The sequence below is a fragment of the Streptomyces sp. NPDC046203 genome (assembly GCF_040646255.1).
Taxonomy (GTDB): domain Bacteria; phylum Actinomycetota; class Actinomycetes; order Streptomycetales; family Streptomycetaceae; genus Streptomyces.
The window spans coordinates 22,450-44,295 of the sequence record NZ_JBEYZX010000027.1 but is presented as its reverse complement, the minus strand read 5'-3'; the positions used below and the strand labels follow the sequence as shown (position 1 = coordinate 44,295).

The 21,846-nt window shown below is 71.7% G+C and carries 21 protein-coding genes, 1 other RNA gene and 1 pseudogene; 12 read left to right on the top strand and 11 right to left on the bottom strand.

Annotated elements, in window-relative coordinates; genetic code table 11:
- Positions 1–94: 94 nt before the first annotated feature.
- A complete protein-coding gene (locus ABZ990_RS19965; protein ID WP_361232901.1) occupies positions 95–724 on the bottom strand; it encodes a TetR/AcrR family transcriptional regulator in 630 nt (209 codons plus the stop codon).
- Positions 725–968: 244 nt separating this feature from the next.
- Here ABZ990_RS19965 and ddaH point away from each other — a divergent pair, with 244 nt between their 5' ends.
- Both ddaH and cutA read left to right on the top strand, forming a co-directional pair.
- Positions 969–1,844, top strand: a complete 876-nt coding sequence (gene ddaH / locus ABZ990_RS19960; protein ID WP_361232898.1) for a dimethylargininase — start codon at positions 969–971, stop codon at positions 1,842–1,844.
- Between the two features lie 204 nt (positions 1,845–2,048).
- Positions 2,049–2,375 (top strand): divalent-cation tolerance protein CutA, encoded by a 327-nt coding sequence (gene cutA / locus ABZ990_RS19955; RefSeq protein WP_361232895.1) that lies wholly within the window; start codon positions 2,049–2,051, stop codon positions 2,373–2,375.
- Between the two features lie 97 nt (positions 2,376–2,472).
- On the opposite strand, the gene ABZ990_RS19950 is transcribed toward cutA, so the two are convergent.
- From ABZ990_RS19950 to ABZ990_RS19930, 5 genes are all read right to left on the bottom strand, one after another.
- Positions 2,473–3,459, bottom strand: coding sequence for a small ribosomal subunit Rsm22 family protein (locus ABZ990_RS19950; protein ID WP_361232892.1), 987 nt, complete (start codon positions 3,457–3,459; stop codon positions 2,473–2,475).
- Between the two features lie 51 nt (positions 3,460–3,510).
- Entirely contained in the window at positions 3,511–4,050 is a 540-nt protein-coding gene (locus ABZ990_RS19945; RefSeq protein WP_361232889.1) for a hemerythrin domain-containing protein, read from the bottom strand.
- 137 nt (positions 4,051–4,187) lie between these two features.
- Positions 4,188–5,594: a multidrug effflux MFS transporter gene (locus ABZ990_RS19940; protein ID WP_361232888.1), complete on the bottom strand. Its 1,407-nt coding sequence runs from the start codon at positions 5,592–5,594 to the stop codon at positions 4,188–4,190.
- A 118-nt stretch (positions 5,595–5,712) separates the two neighbouring features.
- Positions 5,713–7,347, bottom strand: coding sequence for an alkaline phosphatase D family protein (locus tag ABZ990_RS19935; protein ID WP_361232885.1), 1,635 nt, complete (start codon positions 7,345–7,347; stop codon positions 5,713–5,715).
- 219 nt (positions 7,348–7,566) lie between these two features.
- Positions 7,567–7,692, bottom strand: a complete 126-nt coding sequence (locus ABZ990_RS19930; protein ID WP_361232882.1) for a hypothetical protein — start codon at positions 7,690–7,692, stop codon at positions 7,567–7,569.
- On the opposite strand from ABZ990_RS19930, the gene ABZ990_RS19925 reads away from it, so the two are divergent.
- Positions 7,691–8,146 (top strand): MazG-like family protein, encoded by a 456-nt coding sequence (locus ABZ990_RS19925; protein ID WP_361232879.1) that lies wholly within the window; start codon positions 7,691–7,693, stop codon positions 8,144–8,146. The genes ABZ990_RS19930 and ABZ990_RS19925 overlap by 2 nt on opposite strands.
- 206 nt (positions 8,147–8,352) lie before the next feature.
- Entirely contained in the window at positions 8,353–8,628 is a 276-nt protein-coding gene (locus tag ABZ990_RS19920) for a hypothetical protein (RefSeq protein ID WP_361232877.1), read from the top strand.
- 140 nt (positions 8,629–8,768) lie between these two features.
- Here ABZ990_RS19920 and rnpB read toward each other — a convergent pair.
- Positions 8,769–9,167, bottom strand: an RNA gene (gene rnpB / locus ABZ990_RS19915) — RNase P RNA component class A.
- Between the two features lie 41 nt (positions 9,168–9,208).
- Positions 9,209–9,787 carry a Uma2 family endonuclease gene (locus ABZ990_RS19910; protein ID WP_361232874.1) on the bottom strand — a complete coding sequence of 193 codons (579 nt, stop codon included), beginning with the start codon at positions 9,785–9,787 and terminating at the stop codon, positions 9,209–9,211.
- A gap of 138 nt (positions 9,788–9,925) precedes the next feature.
- Between ABZ990_RS19910 and ABZ990_RS19905 the strand changes: the two genes are divergently transcribed.
- Together ABZ990_RS19905 and ABZ990_RS19900 are read left to right on the top strand one after the other, a co-directional pair.
- Entirely contained in the window at positions 9,926–10,687 is a 762-nt protein-coding gene (locus tag ABZ990_RS19905; RefSeq protein WP_361232872.1) for a MerR family transcriptional regulator, read from the top strand.
- Positions 10,684–11,574 (top strand): hypothetical protein, encoded by an 891-nt coding sequence (locus tag ABZ990_RS19900; RefSeq protein ID WP_361232869.1) that lies wholly within the window; start codon positions 10,684–10,686, stop codon positions 11,572–11,574. Before ABZ990_RS19905 ends, ABZ990_RS19900 begins: the two co-directional genes overlap by 4 nt.
- Positions 11,575–11,604: 30 nt before the next feature.
- Here ABZ990_RS19900 and ABZ990_RS19895 read toward each other — a convergent pair whose 3' ends face one another.
- A complete protein-coding gene (locus tag ABZ990_RS19895; RefSeq protein WP_361232866.1) occupies positions 11,605–12,663 on the bottom strand; it encodes a LacI family DNA-binding transcriptional regulator in 1,059 nt (352 codons plus the stop codon).
- A gap of 156 nt (positions 12,664–12,819) precedes the next feature.
- Between ABZ990_RS19895 and ABZ990_RS19890 the strand changes: the two genes are divergently transcribed.
- From ABZ990_RS19890 to ABZ990_RS19875, 4 genes are all read left to right on the top strand, one after another.
- The gene (locus ABZ990_RS19890; protein WP_361232864.1) at positions 12,820–14,127 is read left to right on the top strand and encodes an extracellular solute-binding protein; all 1,308 of its coding nucleotides are present in this window, start codon (positions 12,820–12,822) and stop codon (positions 14,125–14,127) included.
- Between the two features lie 17 nt (positions 14,128–14,144).
- Positions 14,145–15,146 (top strand): sugar ABC transporter permease, encoded by a 1,002-nt coding sequence (locus ABZ990_RS19885; RefSeq protein ID WP_361232861.1) that lies wholly within the window; start codon positions 14,145–14,147, stop codon positions 15,144–15,146.
- Positions 15,146–15,964, top strand: coding sequence for a carbohydrate ABC transporter permease (locus ABZ990_RS19880; protein ID WP_361232858.1), 819 nt, complete (start codon positions 15,146–15,148; stop codon positions 15,962–15,964). Before ABZ990_RS19885 ends, ABZ990_RS19880 begins: the two co-directional genes overlap by 1 nt.
- A gap of 128 nt (positions 15,965–16,092) precedes the next feature.
- Complete coding sequence (locus ABZ990_RS19875; RefSeq protein ID WP_361233028.1) at positions 16,093–18,432, top strand: glycoside hydrolase family 3 N-terminal domain-containing protein; 2,340 nt, start codon at positions 16,093–16,095, stop codon at positions 18,430–18,432.
- A gap of 188 nt (positions 18,433–18,620) precedes the next feature.
- Here ABZ990_RS19875 and ABZ990_RS19870 read toward each other — a convergent pair whose 3' ends face one another.
- The gene (locus tag ABZ990_RS19870; protein ID WP_361232855.1) at positions 18,621–19,604 is read right to left on the bottom strand and encodes a glycoside hydrolase family 11 protein; all 984 of its coding nucleotides are present in this window, start codon (positions 19,602–19,604) and stop codon (positions 18,621–18,623) included.
- Positions 19,605–19,913: 309 nt separating this feature from the next.
- On the opposite strand from ABZ990_RS19870, the gene yaaA reads away from it, so the two are divergent.
- Both yaaA and ABZ990_RS19860 read left to right on the top strand, forming a co-directional pair.
- Positions 19,914–20,681 carry a peroxide stress protein YaaA gene (yaaA, locus tag ABZ990_RS19865; RefSeq protein WP_361232852.1) on the top strand — a complete coding sequence of 256 codons (768 nt, stop codon included), beginning with the start codon at positions 19,914–19,916 and terminating at the stop codon, positions 20,679–20,681.
- A 30-nt stretch (positions 20,682–20,711) separates the two neighbouring features.
- Positions 20,712–20,942: pseudogene (locus ABZ990_RS19860) on the top strand (keto-deoxy-phosphogluconate aldolase); the annotation flags it as partial.
- Here the strand turns inward: ABZ990_RS19860 and ABZ990_RS19855 are convergent.
- On the bottom strand, positions 20,935–21,747 hold the full coding sequence (locus ABZ990_RS19855) for a GNAT family N-acetyltransferase (RefSeq protein ID WP_361232849.1): 813 nt from the start codon (positions 21,745–21,747) through the stop codon (positions 20,935–20,937). The pseudogene ABZ990_RS19860 and the gene ABZ990_RS19855 sit on opposite strands and share 8 nt — an antisense overlap.
- Positions 21,748–21,846 lie beyond the last annotated feature (99 nt).

Below are 21,846 nucleotides of genomic sequence, written 5' to 3'. Positions count from 1 at the left end.
CGGATGTCCGGGGGCGGGCGCGGGACGCCGGGGCAGCGCGCCGGGGCCGGTCCCGGGGAGGTCCCGGGGCGGTCCGGTCCGGCCCGGCGCCGGCTCAGCGCCGCGGGGCGAGACCGAGCAGGGCGTGGTCGACGAGGGCGTCGGCGTAGTCGTGGGTGAGCGGCTGCGTACGGTGCAGCCAGCGGTGATGCAGCGGGCCGACGAAGAGTTCGACGGCGATACGGGGATCGACGGCCGGGTCCACGGCGCCCACGGCCTGCGCGGCCTCGATCCGGCGGATGTAGGCCTGGAGCTGGGGTTCCAGCAGCCGGGCGGTGAACTCGGCGCCCAGGGTCGCGTCGAGGATCCCCTCGGCGGTCAGGGCGCGGGTGGCCCGCTCGAAGGCCGAGTCCGTCAGCTCGTCGACGGTGGCCCGCAGGACGGTCTTGAGATCGGCGGCCAGATCCCCGGTGTCGGGGAAGTCGACGTCCGCCACGCCGCCCGCCCCCTCGGCCGTATGGGTGGCGAGGTCGAGGAACGCCTCCAGGAGGACGGCCGCCCTGGTGCCCGTGGGCCACCAGCGGTAGATCGTCTGCTTTCCGACACCCGCGCGGGCGGCGATGCCCTCGACGGTGGTCCGGGCGTAGCCGTTCTCGGCCACCAGGGCGAGGGCGGCGTCGTAGATGGCGCGGCGCGAGCGCTCGCTGCGGCGGGAGGCGTCGGGGGCGGCCTTGGTGTCGGGCATGGGATCAACGTACCAGCGCCGAGACGCCTCGTCTCGCCGAACCGTGACCGGCGGGCTCCCCGTACCTCGCGCCCACGCCCTTTCCCACACCTTTGCCGGGCCCTTCCCCACACCCTTCCCGGACCCCGCGCCGGTCCCGCCTTCGCGTCCCTCACCCTCGCTCCTCCCGTTCGCCGTCCGTCTTCCGGCCCCTCATACGAACCACCCGAACGGCCCACTGTTTTCGCCGCCCGGAAAGCGGACCATGGGCTCAAACGATCAGCGCTCAGCGACCGTAGAGGAGCTCTCTTTGCGCAACACTCCGCGCGAGGCCTCGCCCCGCCGTTATCTGATGTGCCCACCCGCGCACTTCAAGGTGACGTACTCCATCAACCCCTGGATGGACCCCACGAAGCCGGTCGACGTCCCCCTCGCCCTCGCGCAGTGGGAAGACCTCCGCGACCGCTACCTCGCGCTCGGCCACACCGTCGAGATCCTCGAACCGTTCCCGGGCCTGCCGGACATGGTCTTCGCCGCGAACGGCGCGACCGTGGTGGACGGCCGGGTGCTCGGCGCCAAGTTCGCCCATCCGGAGCGTTCCGGGGAGGCGTCGGCGCATCTGGACTGGTTCCGTGAGCACGGCTGGGCGGACCTGGACATCCGGCTGCCCGAGCATGTCAACGAGGGCGAGGGGGACTTCGCCGTCACCGCCTCGTGGGTCCTGGCGGGCCGGGGCTTCCGTTCCAGTCCGCTGGCGCGCGACGAGGCCCAGGAGTTCTTCGGCCGGCCCGTGATCGGCCTGGAGCTGGTGGACCCGCGCTACTACCACCTGGACACGGCGCTGTGCGTGCTCGACGACGCGCGCGACGAGATCATGTACTTCCCCGAGGCGTTCTCGGCCGGCAGCCGGGCCGTCCTGGAACGGCTGTTCCCGGACGCCCTGACCGTGACGGACGAGGACGCCGCCGTCCTCGGTCTGAACGCGGTCAGCGACGGGCGGCACGTGATCCTCCCGCAGGCGGCGGTGGGACTGTACGCACCGCTGCGGGCGCGCGGGTTCGAGCCGATCGGGATGGATCTGGGCGAGCTGCTCAAGGGCGGCGGCAGCGTGAAGTGCTGCACGCAGGAGTTGCGCGTCTAGGAGCCCTGGCCCAGGGGGGCGCGGGCCGCGACGCCCGGGAGAAGAAGGCCGGTGGGGACGCGTGACCCGTCGGCCTTCCTCTTCCCTCCCGCCCCGCTCCCCTCGGCCGGTCCGGGGCACGGGCTCGCACGGAAGGAACACGGACCCGGCCTGCCCGGACCACGCGGGTAGGGTCCGCACCACATCGAACAGGAGGGGTCTCGCATGAACCACGCGATCGTGATCGCGCAGACGACCATCGACGACGAGGACGGGGCGGCGGCCCTGGCGCGCGGTGCCGTCGAGAACAGACTGGCGGCGTGCGCGCACATCGACCCGGCGCTCACGGCCGTCTACCGGTGGCAGGGACGCGTCGAGAGCGCCCCGGAGTGGCGCGTCTCGTACAAGACGACCGAGGACCGGCTGCCCGAGCTGGAGGCGTGGGTGGGCGAGAACCACGCGTACGCCGTTCCCGAGTGGATCGTCCTGCCCGTGACGGGCGGGTCGAAGTCGTATCTGTCCTGGGTGGCCGAAGAGACCAGACCGAACTGACGACGTTCGACGGGGCCGGTCCGTGCCGTCCTTGGCCGTCCTCGCCGGCCCGGTCCTCGTCCGTCCTCGCCGATCAGTCCTCGTCCGTCCGCGCCGGTCAGTCCTCGTCCGGCTCCGGCGGCCAGGCGTCGCCCCAGTCGATGTCCCGGGCCTGCTTGTACAGGGGGCCGTGCCGCTTGGTGACGGTCTCCCGGCCGAGGCCGTCGGGGCCGCACAGGTCCAGCAGGACCTGGCCCTTGCGGATCTGCGGCCTGCGGGTGATCCGGGCGGGGGCCGGGGTCACGGGGAACCGGGTGGCGGCGACGTACGCGTACTTCTCGTCCTCGTACGGCAGCGACCCGCCCTTGACCTTCCGGTGCAGCGAGGAACGGCTGACCCGGGCGGCGAAGTGGCACCAGTCGGTGCCCGGCACGATCGGGCAGGCGCCGCTGTGCGGGCAGGGCGCGGCGACGGTGAACCCCGCCTCGACGAGGAGGGTGCGGGCGGCGATGATCCGCTCGTAGCCGTCGGGGGTGCCGGGCTCGACGATCACGACGGCGCGGGCCGCCCGGGCCGCCTCGGCGACGAGGGTGGCGCGGTCGGCCTCGGTGAGCTCGTTGAGGACGTACGAGACGGTCACCAGGTCCGTGTCGTCGGCGAGCTTCAGCGACGTGCCGATCCGCTCACGCCGCCACTCGGCCTCGAACACGCCCCGGGCGAGTTCCGCGCCGAGCTTCAGCGCGGGCTCTGCCCAGTCCAGGACGGTGGTGCGGGCGGCACCGTCCCAGGTCTCCGCGACGGCCCAGCTCGCCGCGCCGGTACCGCCGCCGAGGTCGATGTGGGTACGCGGGGCCCAGTCGGGCGCGGCGTCGGCGAGGGCGCCGACCGCGGCCCGTACCGCCTCGAAGGTGGCAGGCATCCGGTACGCGGCGTAGGCGGCGACGTCGGACCGGTCGCGCAGCACCGGCACGTCGGTCGGGGTGGTGCCCCGGTAGTTGGCGATCAGCCGGTCGACGGCCTGCGCGGCCTGCCGGGGCGGCAGCCCGTCGAGGACGGCGGCGAGCGCGGCGCGCAGGGTGTCGGCGGTGGGGGCGGAGACGTTCACCGCAACAGTCTAGGCGGGACCGTCCCGACTCCCCCTCCTGCTCGGGGGCTCCTACGCGCCGGGAGCGGGGGTCGGCCCGGGGCCGGACTCCGGGCCCGGCGGGGTGAGCGGGCCGGGGCGGCCCGGGTCGGCGGCGTGGACGGCGCGCCAGGCAGCCATGGAGCGGTCCCACTGGTCGCCGGTCAGCTCGGTGAGGGAGGCGGGGAAGAGGCCGTCCTCCTCCTTGGCGATGTGCTCGTGGAGTTCGTCCACGGCGCGGACGAAGGCGGACCGCTGCTCGGCGATGTCCAGGTCGAGGGAGGCGAGGAACACGGCGAGTTCGCGGTGTTCGCGGACGAGGTCGCCGATGTACGGCGCATACGCGGCGTACTCATCGTTCTTTTCCCCCATCACCGCGAACAGACCCTGCTCCTCGCCCGCCCAGTGGGTGTACAGCCGGGCGGCCATCTCCGCCACGAGGGTCCGGGCGCGGTCCCGTTCCCCGGCGCCGAGGGCCCGGACGGCGTCCCCGGCGAGGTCGGTGATCGCCTCGTGCTCGGCGATGAACTCCTTGATCAGGGGGATCTCACGGCAGCCGCAGTAGTGGCACATGCCGTCGATCGTCACACCGCGCGGCCCGGCCCGCCGTGGCGGCACGCCCGGAGCGGGACCGGCGCCGGGACCGACTCCGACTCCGGAGCCGGGCCTGCTCCGGGGCCGGTCCGGGGCCCGGTCCCGGAGCAGCGGACTCAGCGCGCGGCCTCCGAGCGGGACCACGGGCGGCACAGCAGCAGGAAGCAGCCGAGGGCGCCGAGGGCGCAGCAGACCTGGACGAGGGCCATGGGGACGGCGGTGCCCTCGCCCGCGATGCCGACCAGCGGGGAGGCGACGGCGCCGATGAGGAAGGACGAGGTGCCGAGCAGCGCGGAGGCGGATCCGGCGGCGTGCGGGGCGCGCATCAGGGCCTGGGCGTTGGTGTTGGGCATGACCAGACCCATCGAGGACATCAGGACGAACAGTCCGGCGGAGACCGGGACGAGCCCCGGGTCGCCGAACACGCCGCTGGTCATGACGAGCAGCGCGAGCGCGCCGCAGAGCATGACGGTGAGACCGATGCCCAGGACCTTGTCGAGGCTGACCCGCCCGACGAGCAGCTTGCCGTTGATCTGGCCGACGACGACCAGCCCGACCGAGTTGATCCCGAAGAGCAGGCTGAAGGTCTGCGGCGAGGCCCCGTAGATCTCCTGGATGACGAACGGCGAGGCGGAGATGTACGCGAAGAGCACGGCGAAGGCGAGTCCGCCGGCCAGCGTGTAGCCGGCGAAGACCCGGTCCACGAGCAGTCCGCGCATCGTGCGCAGGGCCTCGCCGATACCGCCCGTGTGCCGGCGGCCCGGCGGCAGGGTCTCGTCGAGGAAGCGCCAGACGACGAGGGTGAGCAGCAGTCCGACGGCGGTGAGGACGTGGAAGACGCCCCGCCAGTCGGTGATCCGCAGGATCTGGCCGCCGATGAGCGGGGCGGCGATCGGCGCGGCGCCGGAGACGAGCATGAGAGTGGAGAAGAAGCGGGCCATCTCCACGCCGTCGTACAGGTCGCGGACGACGGCCCGGGCGATCACGATGCCGGCGGCGCCCGCGAGTCCCTGGAGCAGCCGGAAGGCGATGAGCAGTCCGACGGTGGGAGCGAACGCGCAGACGGCGGTGGCGAGGACGTACAGCACCATGCCGATGAGCAGCGGCCGGCGGCGGCCCCACTTGTCGCTCATGGGGCCGACGACGAGCTGGCCGGCGGCCATGCCTGCCAGACAGGCGGTCAGGGTGAGCTGGACGGTGGCGGCGGGGGCCCGCAGCATGTCGGTGACCTCCGGCAGGGCCGGGAGGTACATGTCCATGGAGAGCGGCGGGAGGGCGGTGAGACCGCCCAGGACGAGAACCAGGAGGAGTCCGGCCCGCCGCGCGGCGGGGGTGGCGGGAGCCGTTCCGGCGGGGTTCGTTCCGGCGGGGCCCGGGGCCGTCGACTTCTTGGACGCGGGCCCCTCGGCCTTGGCCCTGCCGGTCTCGGTCCCGGCCCCGTCGACTATGCATCCCTTGCCCGTGGACCCGCCCGCGGACCCCTTGCCTATGGAGCCGTCGCTCCCCGGTGTGCGCTGTTCCACCGCTCCCCCGCCCGTCCGCTCATCCGCTCGTTTTGTTGAAACCTTCCCTATCGTAGGCATGCACCGGAAACGCCCGGCCGGACGGCGGGTCCGGGCGGACCCGCCGGACCGGCCCCGCTCAGACCTGCTTCAGACCGGGCCGGCCCACCTCGGTCACGAAGGACGCGACCGTGCTGACCGGCGCTCCCGGGGTGGACACGACGGGGACCGCCCGGAAGTCGGCGCGGGCCTCGCGCCTCCCCAGCGCGACCGTCACATAGCCGCGCCGCCCGTGGGCGAAGCGCAGATGCGGATTGGCCTTGGTGAAGGTGTCGGCGTTGGCGGGCCGGTCGACCCCGTCGTGGCCGCTGCTGATGGAGGTGGCGACGATCTCGGAGCCGAGGGTCCGGGAGGACGGGTCGCGGAAGTCCTCCTTGATGTCGAGGGCGTAGGCGACGTGCACATCCCCGGTGAGCACCAGCAGGTTGTCGATGCCGGTGGCCGCCACTCCGGCCAGGACCCGCTGCCGGGAGGCCGGGTAGCCGTCCCAGCAGTCCATGGAGAGCTTGAAGTCGGCGCCCGGCACGCTGCGCCGCTCGGAGAAGAGCACCTGCTGGGACACGACGTTCCACAGGGCCCGGGAGTCGCGCCAGCCGTTGATCAGCCAGCGTTCCTGGGTGGCACCGGTCATGGTGCGCGCCGGGTTCTCGGACTCGGGTCCGGGCGTCTGCCACCCGTCCCCGTACGCCTGGTCGGAGCGGTACTGGCGGGTGTCGAGGATGTCGAACTGCGCGAGCGTCCCGAACCGGAGCCGCCGGTAGAGCTTCATGTCGGGGCCGCTGGGGCGCTGCGGCCGGCGCAGCGGCTGGTTCTCCCAGTACGCGCGGTAGGCGGCGGCCCGGCGGATCAGGAACGCGTCGGACGGGCCGTTGTCCTCGGGGACGTCGCCCGCGTAGTTGTTCTCGGTCTCGTGGTCGTCCCAGGTCATGGCGAAGGGATGCGCGGCGTGCGCGGCCATGAGGTCGGGGTCGCTCTTGTAGAGCGCGTACCGCAGCCGGTAGTCCTCCAGGCTGACGGTCTCCCGGTTGAAGACGTCCGGCAGTCTGCGGTCGGTGTAGTGGCGGTTGCCGCCGGTGGCGTTGACCGCGTACTCGTAGAGGTAGTCGCCGAGGTGGAACACGGCGTCGACGTCCTCGTCCGCGAGATGGCCGTAGGCCGTGTAGTAGCCGTCCTGGTACGCCTGGCAGGACACGGCGGCGATCTTGAGCCGGCTGTTCTGGGCCCCGACCGGGGGCGCGGTGCGCGTGCGGCCCACGGGGCTGGTCCAGGAGCCGGCGAGGAAACGGTAGAAGTAGTCGCAGCCGGAGGCCAGGCCGGTGACCTCGACGTGGACGGTGTGGTCGAACTCGGGGTGCGCGAGCGTGGTGCCGCGCCGTACGGACTTGGTGAAGCGCCGGTCCCGGGCGAGTTCCCAGCGCACCGGGACCCGGGTGCCGGACGGCAGACCGCCGCCCGTCTCGTACGGGCGCGGGGCGAGCTTCGTCCACAGCAGCACGGAGCCGGGCAGCGGATCGCCGGAGGCCACCCCCAGCGTGAACGGGTTGTCGCGAATGCGGCGCGGGTCGAGTTCGGCGGCGGCGGCCGTACCGGTGGCCGGCAGGTTGACGGCGAAGGCCAGCGCGGCGGCGGCACCGGTGGTGGTGAGAAAGCGGCGGCGCCCGAGGTCGCGGACGGCGGCGCGGAAGACGTCGGTGTGGGACTGATGGTCGGTCATGTTCCCCTCCCCTGACGGATGCTGTCCTTCCGATATTGCAGCCATGCATGGCGACCTCGTGTTGTTGGACGCGCTACTTCCACGTGTCGGGCTAATGAGTTCCCGGCGCGGGGCCGTCGGCTCCGCGCGCGGGCCGCGCCGCAGGCGGGGGGAGGGGTGGGGCTCGCGGGGCGGTCGGGGCATCGCCGACGACCTCGTTCTCCGCACCCGCACCACGCCTCACTCGATCGTGTGGTCGACGCCTGCGCTGCGTTGACGGCGGGGCGTCGGCGAGGTGTCGGCGAGGCCGTGGATCGCCACCCGGAGGGCGCGAGTGACGGCGGCGGGCTGGCAGGCTTCCTCCATGACCGATCCCCACCCGACGGACACGAGCCCTACGACCGACGCGACCGACGTAACCGATGCAGCCGATGCAGCCGATGCAGCCGATGCAGCCGATGCGAGGAAACCGTCGGACCTGGACACCTGGGACACCGTCGCGGGGCTGCACGCCTGGCTGACGGCCCATCAGACCCTGCCGCCGGGCCAGGAGGTCCTGCTGCGCGTCCTGAAGCTGTCCGAGGAGGTCGGCGAAACGGCACAGGCGGTGATCGGCGCGACCGGCCAGAACCCGCGCAAGGGCCACAGCCACACCTGGGAGGACGTCGAGGCCGAACTCTGTGACGTCGTCATCACGGCGATGGTCGCCCTGCGCACCCTCACCCCGGACGCCCGGGAGGTCTTCGCCCGCCACCTGCGCCGGGTCGCGGCCCGTTCACTGCCGAACCCGGCGGCGGAACGGGGACGGGAAGCAGAGTAAGAAACCCGGAAGGAAAGCAGGAAACCCCCTGCCGCGAAACAGTCAGGGGGAACCGGCCGAAGTCGGCGAGGGTACCGAGAGCGCGGATTCCGCAGGACCCACACACCGCCCGATATTCAACAGGCGCGAATCCGGCCGGAGAGTAGCGTGGAAAAGGGGTTTTCCCCACCCGGAGCAAGCCGCTCACCGAATGATCGGGAGGAGCGATGGACGCACAACTCGCCTTCGCGGACCACGGAGGCACGGGCCCGTTCTGGTTCACCACGCCCAACGGCGGCATCGAGCCGGGCTCTCGTGTCACAGCCTCGATCTGCGAGCTTGACGCCAACGGGAACCCTCAGACCGGCGCTGCCGTCATGACCGTCCAGAACGTGGTCCCGCTGAACAGCGAGATCGCCTTCCATGTCTCGATCATGCAGGACGCGGTGAACCCTTGGCCGAATCCGCTCAACTTCAGGGTCAGCTACATGTTCGTCACGTGAGAAGGCAGCCGGTAAAAATTCCAGCCGATACCGAAGGGGCGCTGTCGCGGTTTCTCTCGGCGTTTTCCCGCAAGGCGACAGAAGGCATACGCCTTCGGGTGCTCCACACCCCCTCGCGGGGGTGGAAACGATGAAAACGACAGACGAGCTGGGCTGTACGCCGGGTTTTGTACCCCGGGACCTCGCGGTCGTCGGGGCGACGGCCATCCATCTAGGACCGACGTTGCCGCCGGCCTCGTGCGGTCTACCCGCGAACTCGGGCGGGCAGCCCTCGAACGTTCGCGCAGGGACACCGGAGTGTCCCCTTTTGACCTTGCTCCAAGTGGGGTTTACCTAGCCGCCTGAGTCACCTCAGGCGCTGGTGGTCTCTTACACCACCGTTTCACCCTTACCGAGGACCGAGGTCCCCGGCGGTCTGTTTTCTGTGGCACTGTCCCGCGGGTCACCCCGGGTGGCCGTTAGCCACCACCCTGCCCTGTGGAGCCCGGACGTTCCTCGGGAGGATCCGAAGATCCCCACGCGGCCGTCCGCCCGGCTCGTCTGCCGTGCCGACCATGCTACCTGGCGCCACGGGCACCCTTCACAGGAAGTCGGCGGTGGCCAGGTCGAAGCCGAAGGGGTCGGGGAGGGTGAGGGGCTTGCCGAAGGGGACCGTCTGCCGCGCCCGGTAGTCGCCGTCCTCCGGCTCGGCGAACAGCGTCACCGCGGAGTCGTCCCGGTCCACCAGGAGATAGAAGGGGATGCCGCCACGGGCGTAGCAGCGGCGTTTGGTGTCGCGGTCCTTGTGCGCGCGGGTGGAGGTGACCTCCAGGACCATGGAGACGCCGTTGCACGGCATCCACGAGTCGGCACCGCGGAAGAGGCGGCGTTCCCGGGGAGCGAAGGTGCCGTCCGGGATGACACGGTCTCTCGGGGCGCCGGGGGCATCCTTGAGAGTCAGCCCCTTGTTCGGCGCGTACTGCATCCTCGTACGAGATCGCTCGATCATCTGTTCAACGATCAGGCCGATGCAGTCCTCATGGTCCCCGTCCGGCGGCGGCGTCACGACGATCTCCCCTTCGATCAGCTCCGCCCTGAAGCCCTCTGGCGTCTCCAGCGCCAGAAAGCCCTCCAGCAGGACGTCTTCCTGCGTGAGTGGTTCGTGCGGCATGGCAGTCATGCCGTGATCATCGGACATCGTTCTACCGCCGTCCCTGGGATCGCCCCGCTTTCCCCCGATCGTGGCACACGGCCGGGAGGCGGCGGCCCCGGAACGCGCGCTTGACCTTGTCGCAGCGTCAACGTTTCTACTGGGGCCATGCGGATCGGCGAGATCGCCGCGCTCGTCGGGGTGACCCCGCGAGCCGTGCGGCACTACCACCGGCTGGGGCTGCTGCCCGAGCCGGTGCGGCGGACGAACGGATACCGGGAGTACGGGATACGGGACGCCGTCCGGCTCGCGCGGATACGGCGGCTGACGGAGCTGGGGCTCGGCCTCGACGAGGTCGGGGACGTGCTGGCGGGCGACGAGGGGCGGGAGCTGGTGGACGTACTGGAGGAGCTGGACGCCGACCTGGCCCGGCAGGAGCGGGTGGTCCGGGAGCGGCGGGCGCGGCTCGCGGAGCTGCTGGCCGAGGCCCGGGCGGGGCGGCTGCCGGCCGACGGGCCCGTGTCGCCGGAGCTGGCCGGATGGCTGGCGGAGCCGGGCGGTTTGGGGGTGGTCGCCGCAGGGTCGCCGACGGCCGCCTTGGACCGGGAGATGCTCACGCTGCTCGACACGGTCGTACCGCACGGGGAGCGGGCCCGGATGGTGGAGCTGCTGCGGGCCACCGCCGACGACGCCGCCGCGCTCTACGCCCGCCTCGACGCGCTCGCCGACGCCACGCCCGGCGATCCCCGGGTCGCCCGGGTGGCCGCCGCCCTCGCCGCCCTCGTCCCCGACGAGTTCGCGGTGGGGGTGCCGGACGCCGGCTTCGCCGACGCGCTGTTCGCGGATCTCGCACCGGCGCAGGCCGAGGCCGTCCTTGAGGGCCTGCGGCTGGCCGCCGAGCGGGCGGGGCGGACAGGGCGGGCCGGATGAGAGCGCGGAGGTACGCCGCGTACGCACTGTTCCCCGGCGAGCTGGCGCTACTGGTCTGTCTGGTGGCGGGGGTACGTATCCCGGTGACCGTGCTCGTCGCCGCCGAGGCGGCCGTGGGCCTGGTGGCGGGAGCGCACCTGGTCTCGTTCCTCCGGCTGTGGCGGCGCGGCGGGTCCGCGCGCGACGCGGTCCGTGAGGTCGTACCCGAGCCGGTGCTGCGGCTGGCCGGGCACGAGCTGCGGCTGTTCGCGAGCCTCGGCCGGTGGGTGGCGCGGCGGCCGCACGGGATCAGGGACGAAGGCGCGGCGGCGTTCCCGTACGCGCGCGATCAGGCGGCGCTCATGTACGGCTTCGCGTTCGTCTGCGGGGTCGAGACCGTCGGTATGGCGTATCTGCTGGCCGGGCTGCCCGTCGTGCACGCCGTCTTCCTCGTCCTCGACGGGTACACGGTGCTGTTCGTGCTGGGGTTGCACGCGGCCTCGGCGACCCGTCCGCACGTACTGACGGCGGATGCGCTGCGGGTGCGGCAGGCGGCCCATGTGGACGTACGGATTCCGCTGGACCGGATCGCCACCGTGCGGCGCGAGTCGTTGTTCTCGCACGAGAAGGCCGCAGGTGAGCTGAATCTGGCCATCGGCGCGCGGACGTCGCTCACACTGGAGCTGGCGGAGCCGGTCGCCGCGCCCCGGCTGCTCGGCGCGGCCCGGCCCGTACGGGTCGTACGGCTGCACGCCGACGACCCCACCGCCCTGCACCGGGCCCTGACCAAGGCCCTCGCGGAGTCGATCCCGGAGGCGATCGCGCGGACCGGGCCGGAAGGGTTCACCCCTACGGGTACAGCGCCCGCAACGCCCTCACCCGTACCGGGCCCGCCCGCCTCGGCCTGAGGACACGAGGCCCGAGGTCCACCCCACCCCTCACAGCGTGCTGTGCGCCGGGGGCGGTGAGACGGGCGCCACGCGGTCCGGCGGCGGGGCGGTGCTCTTGCGGACGACGAGGCTGGTGGCCAGTTCCATGCGGGTGACCGAGGGTTCGCCGGCCCGGAGCCGGAGCAGCATCTGCACCGCCTCCTCGCCCATCTCGCGCAGGGGCTGGTGGACGGTGGTGAGTCCCGGGCTCGACCAGCGGGCGATCATCACATCGTCGTACCCGACAACGGACAGGTCCTCGGGCACCCGCAGCCCGCAGACCCGGGCCGCCTCCATGACACCGAGCGCCTGGAGGTCGCTCCCGGCGAAGATCGCGGTGGGCCGGTCGGGCAGCCGGAGGAGTTCCATCGCCCGCGCGTAGCCGCCCTCGACATGGAAGTCGCCGAACCGCACGAGGGACGTGTCGTGGCCGAGACCGGCCATATTCATGGCGGAGCGGTAGCCGTCCAGCCGGGCCAGGGAGCAGAGCACGTCCTCGGGGCCGGTGACGATCCCGATGCGCCGGTGGCCGAGGTCGATGAGGTGGCGGGTCGCGGCGACGCCGCCCGACCAGTTCGCGGATCCGACGGACGGGACGTCCGGCTCCGGGTCCCCCGCCGGGTCGATGATCACAAAGGGGATCGACCGCGCGCCGAGCTGCCGTTTGACGACGTCAGGGAGCGAGGAGAAGACCAGGATCACGCCGATCGGACGGCGCTGGAGCACGCCTTCGATCCAGTCCGCCGCGGGGGCGTGCCGGGTGCCGCTCTCGGTCAGCACCACGCTCGCCTGGTGGGCCTTGGCCAGGTTCTCGACGCCCCGGATCAGCTCCATCGACCACACGCTGTCCAGCTCGTGGAAGACGAGTTCGATCAGCGGCGCCTCGCGGGCGGCACGGGTGGTGCGGCGGTACGAGTGGGCCTCCAGAAGGCGCTCCACTCTGCCGCGCGTAGCCGGTGACACGTCCTGCCGGCCGTTGAGAACTTTCGAAACTGTCGAAAGCGACACCCCGGCCTGCTGCGCCACTTCCGCCAGCGTGATTCGCCGGTTCGCCTCGCCATCTCGCATCCGAGCAGCATAAAGCACCGCGCAACCCCCTTACATAGTCACGCTTTGATAACGCGTCACCGAAGGGTTGACCCGCTCACCGGCTCGACCATAGCGTCCGGCGCACATGAAATTTCGCTACCTGAGCCGAAACACTTTCGAAAGGTGAGGCGAGCGATGAAGCGTCAAACACAGCTCCTGAGAACCGCGGTCGTGGGCGGGGCGTCCCTGGCCATGGCCCTGTCCCTGGCAGCCTGTGGCGGGTCCGGAACATCGGCTGGAAAGGGCCAGGACAAAATCCACATCCTGGTGTACGGCGACGCGACCAACAAGGTCGAGAAGCAGCTCGTCGAGACGTTCAACAAGACGTCCGACGTCAAGGCCGTCCTCGACACCATCCCCGGCGCCGACTACCAGACCAAGCTGCAGACCGTCATCAGCGGCAAGCAGGCGCCGGACGTGTTCTTCAACTGGGGCGGCGGCAGCATCAAGCCGTACGTCGACGCCGGGCTGCTGATGCCGCTCGACGACTTCATCGCCAAGGACGACCATCTGAAGTCGGACTTCCTCCCGTCGGTCTTCAACACCGCGGTCGTCGACGGCAAGGCCTACGGCATCCCCATGCGCGGCACCCAGCCCGTGCTGATGTTCCACAACAAGAAGGTCCTCGCGGACGCCGGCGTCTCCGCCCCGAAGACCTGGGACGAGCTGCTGACCGCCGTCAAGAAGCTCAAGGACAAGGGGGTCACCCCGATCGCCCTCGGCGGCGGCGACCAGTGGCCCACCCAGATGTGGTTCCAGTACGTCTACGACCGGGTGGCCGGCCCCGAGCTGTTCGCGAAGGCCCAGGGCGGCGACAAGAGCGCCTGGGCGAGCGCCGACAGCAAGAAGGCGCTCGGCATGATCCGGCAGCTGGTCGACGCCGGCGCCTTCGGCACCAACTACGACTCGGTGAAGTTCACCGACGGCGGCTCCCCCGCCCTCCTCGCCACCGGCAAGGCGGCCTTCGAGCTGATGGGCTCCTGGGAGTACTCCACGCTCAAGGACGGCCACCCGGACTTCGTGAAGTCGGACCTGGGCTACGGCACCTTCCCGACCGTCAAGGGCGGCAAGGGCGACCCGGCCAACCTCGCCGGCAACACGAACAACTACTACTCGGTGCTGAAGTCGACCAAGCACCCCGAGGCCGTCGCCGCGTTCCTGAAGCTGATGTACTCGGACGACTTCGCCAAGGCCCAGCTGGCCATCGGCAACCTGCCCACCACCGTCAACACCCCCCGGTTCCTCGGCGACTCGGACAACCCCGAGTACTCGAAGTACCAGTACGACCTGGTGGCCAAGGCCCCCGGCTTCCAGCTCTCCTGGGACCAGGCGTACCCGCCCGCCGCGGGCACCGCGATCCACCAGGCCGTCCAGCAGTTCTTCAACGGCAAGATGGACGCCGACGCCTTCATCGCCGCCATGCAGAGCCTGCCCGCGGCCTGACCTCCGAGGCGCCAGACATGACCCCTACCTCAGCCACCGCCGCGGACGGCACCCGGTCCGCGCGCCGCGCGGACCGTACGAGGAAGACCGGGAAGCCCGGCAAGACCGGGCACACCCCCGCCGGGACGGGCCGCCGCGCCCGCCCCGGCGGGGTGGGCCGCCCGGGATTCGTCTGGGCGGTGCCCGCCGCCGTCTTCTTCGGCCTGTTCGCCCTCGTCCCCCTGCTCCTGGTCCTCGTCCTCTCCTTCACCCGCTGGAGCGGCCTCGGCGACCCGGAGTTCGCCGGCCTGGAGAACTGGGACAAGCTCCTCGCCGACCCCGTGATGATGGACAGCCTCTGGCTGAGTCTGCTGCTCACCGTCCTCGGCGTCGCCGTCCAGACCCCGATCAGCATCCTGCTCGGGGTCTGGGCCGCCGGGCACCAGCGCAACCGGGCCGTGCTGTCCGCGATCTACTTCGTCCCGCTCCTGCTGTCCATCACCGCGGTCTCCGTCCTGTGGCGGGCCGTGCTCGACCCGAACTTCGGCGTGCCGTCCCAGGCGAAGTGGCTGTTCGGCGACGGCAATCTGCTCGGTGTGCAGGCGGGCGCCATCGGCGTCCTCGTCTTCGTCAGCACCTGGCAGTTCACCCCGCTGCACACCCTGATCTACCAGGGCGCCGCCCGTGCCATCCCCCAAGTCCTCTACCAGGCCGCCCAGATCGACGGCGCGGGCACGGTCCGCCAGTTCTTCCACATCACCCTGCCGCAGCTGCGCAACAGCATCGTGACGTCGATGATCCTCATGGTGGTCGGCGGGCTCACGACCTTCGACACCATCCTGATCCTCACCCAGGGCGGCCCCGGCACCGACACCACGAACAGCGCTTACTACATGTACCAAAAGGGCTTCAAGAGCTTCGACTTCGGCGCCGCGTCCGCCATCGCCCTGCTCCTCGTCCTCGTCGCGACCGCGGTCTCGCTGGTCATGGTCCGGCTGACGGGCTACGACAAGATGCGCAGCACCATGGAGGGCGTGTGATGCGGTCCCGCCCCAACTACCTGGCCGGATTCGGCTCGTTGATCTGGCTGTTCGTGGTCGGACTGCCGCTGTACGTGATGCTGGTCGCCACCTTCCAGACCCGTGCCGACTACGCCGCGAACGGCCCGCTCTCCTTCCCCGAGCACTTCACGCTCGACAACTACGTGAACGACCTGAGCGAGGGCTTCGCGCAGTACTTCCTGAACACGGTGCTCGTCACGGCCTCGGTCGTCGGCATCGTCGTGCTGCTCGTCCCGCCGCTCGCGTACGCCATCGTGCGCAACGACGGCAAGGCCACCGGCCGGATCTTCCGGCTGTTCCTGCTGGGGCTCGCGATCCCGTCCCAGGCGGTGATCGTCCCCGTCTTCTACCTGATCGACCGGGCCGGCCTGTACGACAGCCTCATCGGCGTCGTGCTGCCCACCGCCGCCTTCGCGATGCCCGTCTGCGCCCTCATCCTGACCGGCGTCATGCGGGACATCTCCCCCGAGCTGTACGAGGCCATGACCCTCGACGGGGCGAGCCCCTGGCGGATCTTCCGCCAGCTGGTCCTGCCGCTGTCCAAGAGCGGTCTGTCCACCATCGTGGTGTTCTCCTCGCTCCAGGCGTGGAACGGCTTCCTGTTCCCGCTCGTCCTCACACAATCCTCGGAGAACAAGGTCATCACCATGGGCCTGTACGACTTCCAGACGGAACACGGCGTCGACATGCCCGCGCTGCTCGCCGCCGTCGTCCTGTCCATGCTCCCCGTCCTGCTCGTCTACCTGTTCGCCCGACGCGCCCTGGTCCAGGGCCTGATGGGAGTCGGAGGGAAATGACCGACGACACGGCCTCCCGGCCGCAGCCCCGAGTCCCGCACCAATCACCGTCCGCCGACGGGCCGTTGCCCGCCTGGCGCGACCGCGCGCTGAGCCCGGCCGACCGCGCCGAGGCGCTGCTCCGCGAGATGACGCTGGAGGAGAAGACCGCCCAGCTCGTCGGTGTATGGGTGGGCGCCTCCGCCGAAGGCGCCGAAGTCGCCCCGCACCAGCACGACATGGAGGAGGTGGTCGACCTCGAAGCGCTGCTGCCGAACGGGCTCGGCCAGCTCACCCGTTCCTTCGGCACGCTCCCCGTCGACCCCGCCCTCGGCGCCCTGTCCCTGATGCGGACGCAGGCGCGGATCGCCGCCGCGAACCGGTTCGGCATCCCGGCGGTCGCCCACGAGGAATGCCTCGCGGGCTTCGCCGCCTGGGGCGCCACCGCGTATCCCGTCCCGCTGTCCTGGGGCGCCACCTTCGACCCCGCCCTGATCCGGGAAATGGCCGGGGCCATCGGCCGCGACATGCGCGCGGTCGGGGTGCACCAGGGTCTCGCGCCCGTCCTCGACGTCGTCCGCGACGCGCGCTGGGGGCGGGTCGAGGAGACCATCGGCGAGGACCCGTACCTCGTCGGCACGATCGCCACCGCATACGTACGCGGTCTGGAGTCGGCCGGCATCGTCGCCACGCTCAAGCACTTCGCCGGGTACTCCGCCTCCCGGGCGGGCCGCAACCTCGCCCCGGTCGGCATGGGCACCCGGGAGCGCGCGGACGTGATCCTGCCGCCGTTCGAGATGGCGGTGCGGGAGAGCGGGGTGCGGTCGGTGATGCACGCGTACACCGACACCGACGGCGTCCCCTCGGCCGCCGACGAGGAGTTGCTCACCGGGCTGCTCCGGGACACCTGGGGCTTCGACGGCACGGTGGTGGCCGACTACTTCGGCATCGCGTTCCTGCGGATCCTGCACGGGGTGGCCGGCACGGACGCCGAGGCCGCGGGCCTCGCGCTGGCGGCCGGCGTCGACGTGGAACTGCCCACCGTGAAGACCTTCGGCGCCCCGCTGCTCGACGCGATCCGGGACGGCCGCGTATCCGAGGAGCTGGTGGACCGCGCGCTGAGGCGAGTCCTCGCGCAGAAGGCCGAACTGGGGCTGCTCGACCCCGACTGGAGCCCCGTTCCGGCCGCCCTGCGGGGCGTCGACACGGAGGCCGGACCCGACGCCCTGCGGGGCACGGTCGACCTGGACCCGGCCGCCAACCGGGAACTGGCCGGACGGGTCGCCGAACGGGCGATCGTCCTGCTGCGCAACGACGGCGTCCTGCCCCTGGACGGCAGATCCGGCACGGATTCGGAGTCCGGGACCGGGGTCGGGGTCGGGGTCGGGTCGGGGGCCGGGGTCGTACGCCGGATCGCTTTGATCGGCCCCACCGCCGAGGCGCCCACGGCCGTCCTCGGCTGCTACTCCTTCCCGGTCCATGTCGGCGGGCAGCACCCGGACATGCCGCTCGGCATCGAACTGCCCACTCTCGCCGAGGCGTTGAGGAAGGAGTTCCCGGCCGCCGAGATCATCGTCGCACCGGGCACCGGAATCGACGACGACAGCACCGAGGGCTTCGCCGAGGCCGTCGCGCTGGCCCGGGGCGCGGATCTGGTGATCGCCGCCCTCGGCGACCGCGCCGGGCTCTTCGGGCGCGGCACCAGCGGCGAGGGCTGCGACGCCGAGTCCCTCGAACTGCCCGGCGCGCAGGGCCGGTTGCTGGACGAGCTGCTGGACAGCGGTACGCCGGTGGTGACGGTCCTGCTGGCCGGCCGGCCTTACACGCTCGGGCGCGCGGCCGAGGAGTCCGCGGCCGTCGTACAGTCGTTCTTCCCGGGCGAGGCGGGCACGGTCGCACTGGCCGCCGTCCTCAGCGGGCGGACCGCGCCGAGCGGCCGGCTGCCGGTGAGCGTGCCGCGCCGCGGGGGCGCCCAGCCGTCCACGTATCTGGCCGCGCGACTGGGCCACGCGGCGGAGGTCTCCAGCATCGACCCGTCCCCGGCGTTCGGCTTCGGGCACGGTCTGACGTACACCACCTTCGCGTGGAGCGACCTCACGGTCGAGAACGCCGAGGCGCCCACGGACGGCGCGTTCCAGCTCGCCCTCACGGTCGCCAACACGGGCGAGCGGACCGGCACGGAGGTCGTCCAGCTCTATCTGCACGACCCGGTGGCCTCCGTGGTCCAGCCCGTGCGGCGGCTCGTCGCGTACGCGCGGCTCGACGGCCTGGAGCCCGGGGAGAGCCGGCGGGTCCGGATGACCGTGCCCGCGGATCTCGCGTCGTTCACCGGCAGGTCGGGGCGGCGGATCGTGGAGCCGGGCGAGCTGGAACTGCGCTTCGGCGCCTCCAGTACGGACACGCGGCTGACCGCCCGGGTGACCCTCACCGGCCCGGTGCGGGAGCTGGACCACCGGCGGCGGCTGCACGCGGACGTCGAGATCGACTGATCGTCCGCTGCCCGCCCATTGGGCCGTCCGCCCGAGGACACCGGCCGGCTCCGCCGCCCGTACCCAGGTGGGTACGGGCGGCGGAGCCGTTTTTCGTACGGGCTCGGGGGTTGTCCGGCGGGTCTGAGCCGGACAGGCCCCGAGGTGGCCGACCGGCCGGCTGATCAGCCGGTCAGTCGGTCAGCCGGTCAGGAGGCGGCGCACGAGACGGTGGGCCAGGTCTGGTTGCCGTTGTGCTGGATGGTCATGCCCCAGTTGTTGCCGCTGCCGTTGGGTTTGGCCACCAGGGTCTGGCTGGTCGGGTACGAGGCGGTGATGTTCCAGGTGGACAGGACCTTCGCCGGGGACGGCACGTTGACCGTGACGGTCCAGGTGCTGGAACCGCTCACCGCGACGTTCAGGTTGTAGCGGTCGCTCCACGAGTCCCCGGCCGACAGGGTCGCCGAACAGCTCGTACCGCCGCCGCCACCGCCGCCGTTGCCACCGCCGCTGTCGGTGCCGCCCACGGTGATGTTGGAGCTGCCGCTGCTCTGGTAGCCCTCGGTCGCCATGATCATGTAGTTCATGGTGCCGAGCTTCATCCCGGCGTTGGCCCAGGCGTCGAAGTGGTTGCCGGTGGTGATGGTGCCGCCGGTCCGCTTCGACTGGCGCACGCTCCAGTACTGGTCGAAGGTCTTGTTGCCCTCGATCGAGGGGGCGTTGTAGCGGGTCGTCTTGTAGATGTCGTACGTCCCGCCGTCCGAGGTGACCGTGCCCTTGAACGTGCCGGTGGGCCGGTAGGAGCCCCAGTTGTCGACGATGTAGTACTCGACGAGCGGGTTGGTGGACCAGCCGTAGAGCGCCAGATAGGCGTTGCCGGAGGTGTTGAAGCTGCCCGAGTAGGTCACCGCCTTGCGGCCGCCGGTGGACCAGCCCTTGCCGGACACGAAGTTGTTGGTGTTGCTCCACTGGGTGCTGTACTGACCGCCGCTGCCCATGTCCATGGACACGGAGCCCTGGGTGTCGGTCCAGAACGAGTAGTAGTAGCCGTTGTTGGTGCCGGTCTGGTTGCTGTTGACGACGGTGCCCGCAAGGGCGGTCGCGGGCACCAGGAGCGCTGTCAGGAGCGCGAGGACGGCGGTGCAGGCGGCTCGGACGAGCGAGCCGAATCCGTCGGTTCCGGTTCGTTGCATGGCGGTGCTTCCTCCTCGTACACGGGGTGAAGGTCATCCGGATGCTGTGGCGGGATCCGCCAGCCAGGAATATGCGACCCCGCTCACCCGATGTCAATACTTTCGGCAACCGTCCCGAAACTTTCGAATGCTCCAAATTGATTCCTCGGCACCAATACCCCAGCTCACTTGCGCCACCCGTATTTCCCCGCCTCACAGTGAGCCGTCGAATATCCGCCTCCACTCGACCAAGTCGCCGAAATCTTTCGAATGGCCGACGGCGCGGCACCCCCTAGGCTTGAACCTCCGTATACGTGAAGGAGAACCACCGTGCTCGTCCTGTTGCCGCCCTCCGAAGGAAAGGCCGCCTCGGGGGACGGGGCGCCGCTCAAACTGGAGTCGCTGGCGCTGCCCGGTCTCACGGAGGCGCGATCGGCGGTCCTGGACGAGCTGGTGGAGCTGTGCGTCGCCGACGAGGAGAAGGCGCGCGTGGTGCTGGGTCTGAGCGAGGGGCTGCGCGGCGAGGTGGCGAAGAACACCGGGCTGCGCACGGCCGGGGCGCGGCCCGCCGGGGAGATCTACACCGGGGTGCTGTACGACGCGCTCGGCCTGGCGACGCTCGACGCGGCGGCCCGGGAGCGGGCGGGCCGTTCGCTGCTCGTGTTCTCCGGGCTGTGGGGCGCGGTGCGGGTGACCGACCCCATCCCCTCGTACCGCTGCTCGATGGGCGTGAAGCTGCCGGGGCTCGGCGCGCTGGGCACGCACTGGCGCGGCGCGATGACCTCCGTCCTGCCGGAGGCGGCGGGCGACGGCCTGGTCCTGGACCTGCGCTCGTCGGCGTACGCGACGGCGTGGAAGCCGAAGGGCGAGGTCGCGGCACGGACGGCGACCGTACGGGTGCTGCACGCGCCGACGCGGAAGGTCGTCAGCCACTTCAACAAGGCGACGAAGGGCCGTATCGTCCGGGCGCTCCTGGAGTCGGGCGTTGAGCCGGCCGGACCCGCGGAGCTGACCGAGGCGCTGCGGGACCTGGGATACGTCGTGGAGGAGACCGGCAAGGCCGGGGCCCTGGACGTCCTGGTGGACGAGATCCACTGACCCCGAGCCGCCGGGCGTCGCACTGTGCCGGGCGGCGCCCCGTATCCGAAGTCCCTCGCGGGCCCGCTCCCCCAGGCCCGGTCCTGCCCGACCGGCGGCATCTCGCTCGCCTCGGCCCCCGCGTATCCGGCCCTGCCGAACGTCGCCTGCGTCGGCGGTACGTGGATGCTGCCGCCCGACGCGCTCGCCGCCCGCGACTGGGCGCGGGTCGAGTCCCTGGCCCGTGAGGCGGCGGTCCTAGGCGCCGCCGCCGTCAGATGAACGCGACGGCGGTGTGGTCGACGACCGGCCGGAAGCCGAGCCGCTGGTAGAGCGCGTTGCTCGTCGGGTTCGCGCGGTCGGTGAAGAGCACCACATGCGCGGCGCCCGCGTCGAGCGCGGCCCGGCTCGCCGCGCCGGTCACCCCGCCCGCGTACCCCCGGCCCCGGTGGCCGGGCGGCGTGTAGACGAGCGAGACCCGCGCCTGACCGGCCACCACCGGGGACACGCTCGCCATCGCGACGGGCTCACCGGCCACCTCCCACAGCCACAGCCGCCCGTCCGCGACCCGGGTCTCGACGGCGGCCGTGTAGTCGGCGTCCGGGTCCTCCCCGACGACCCGCGCGAACTCCCGCGTCCACCCGACGGCCAGCGGCACATCGGCGGGCTCCGCGAGCCGTACGGCCCCCGCCGGGGCGGGCTCCGGTGGTACGAGCTCCCCGAGCCGAAACAGCCGCACCCCCCGCTCCGCCGCCCACGCCCGCCCGGTGGCCTCGGCGAACACCTCGACGGCGCCGGCCTCACCCCGTACCGCCGCCACCTCGCCCACCCCGGGCAACACCCCGGCCAGCGCCCGCGCCGCCTCGTCCCCCGCCATCCCGAGCTGCACCGCCCGCCCCGGCAGGACCACCACGACTCCGGCCACGCGCCCGTCGACGGGATCGCGCCACCAGCCGCGCGGGCCGGTGATCCGCCCGGGCGCGTCGAGGAGGGTGAGGAGCGCCGTGTTCCGTACGGGATCGGAGGAGAGGTGGGGGTGGACGGTATGCCGGAAGGCGGCGTGATCGTCGGTGAAGTGCCAGCTCATCCGCTGATGCTGAGCCGGACCACTCCCGGAGTGCCAGCCGTTTTCCACAAAGAGAAATCCCCCACCACAAAGCCCCCCCCACCCTCACCCACTCACGCG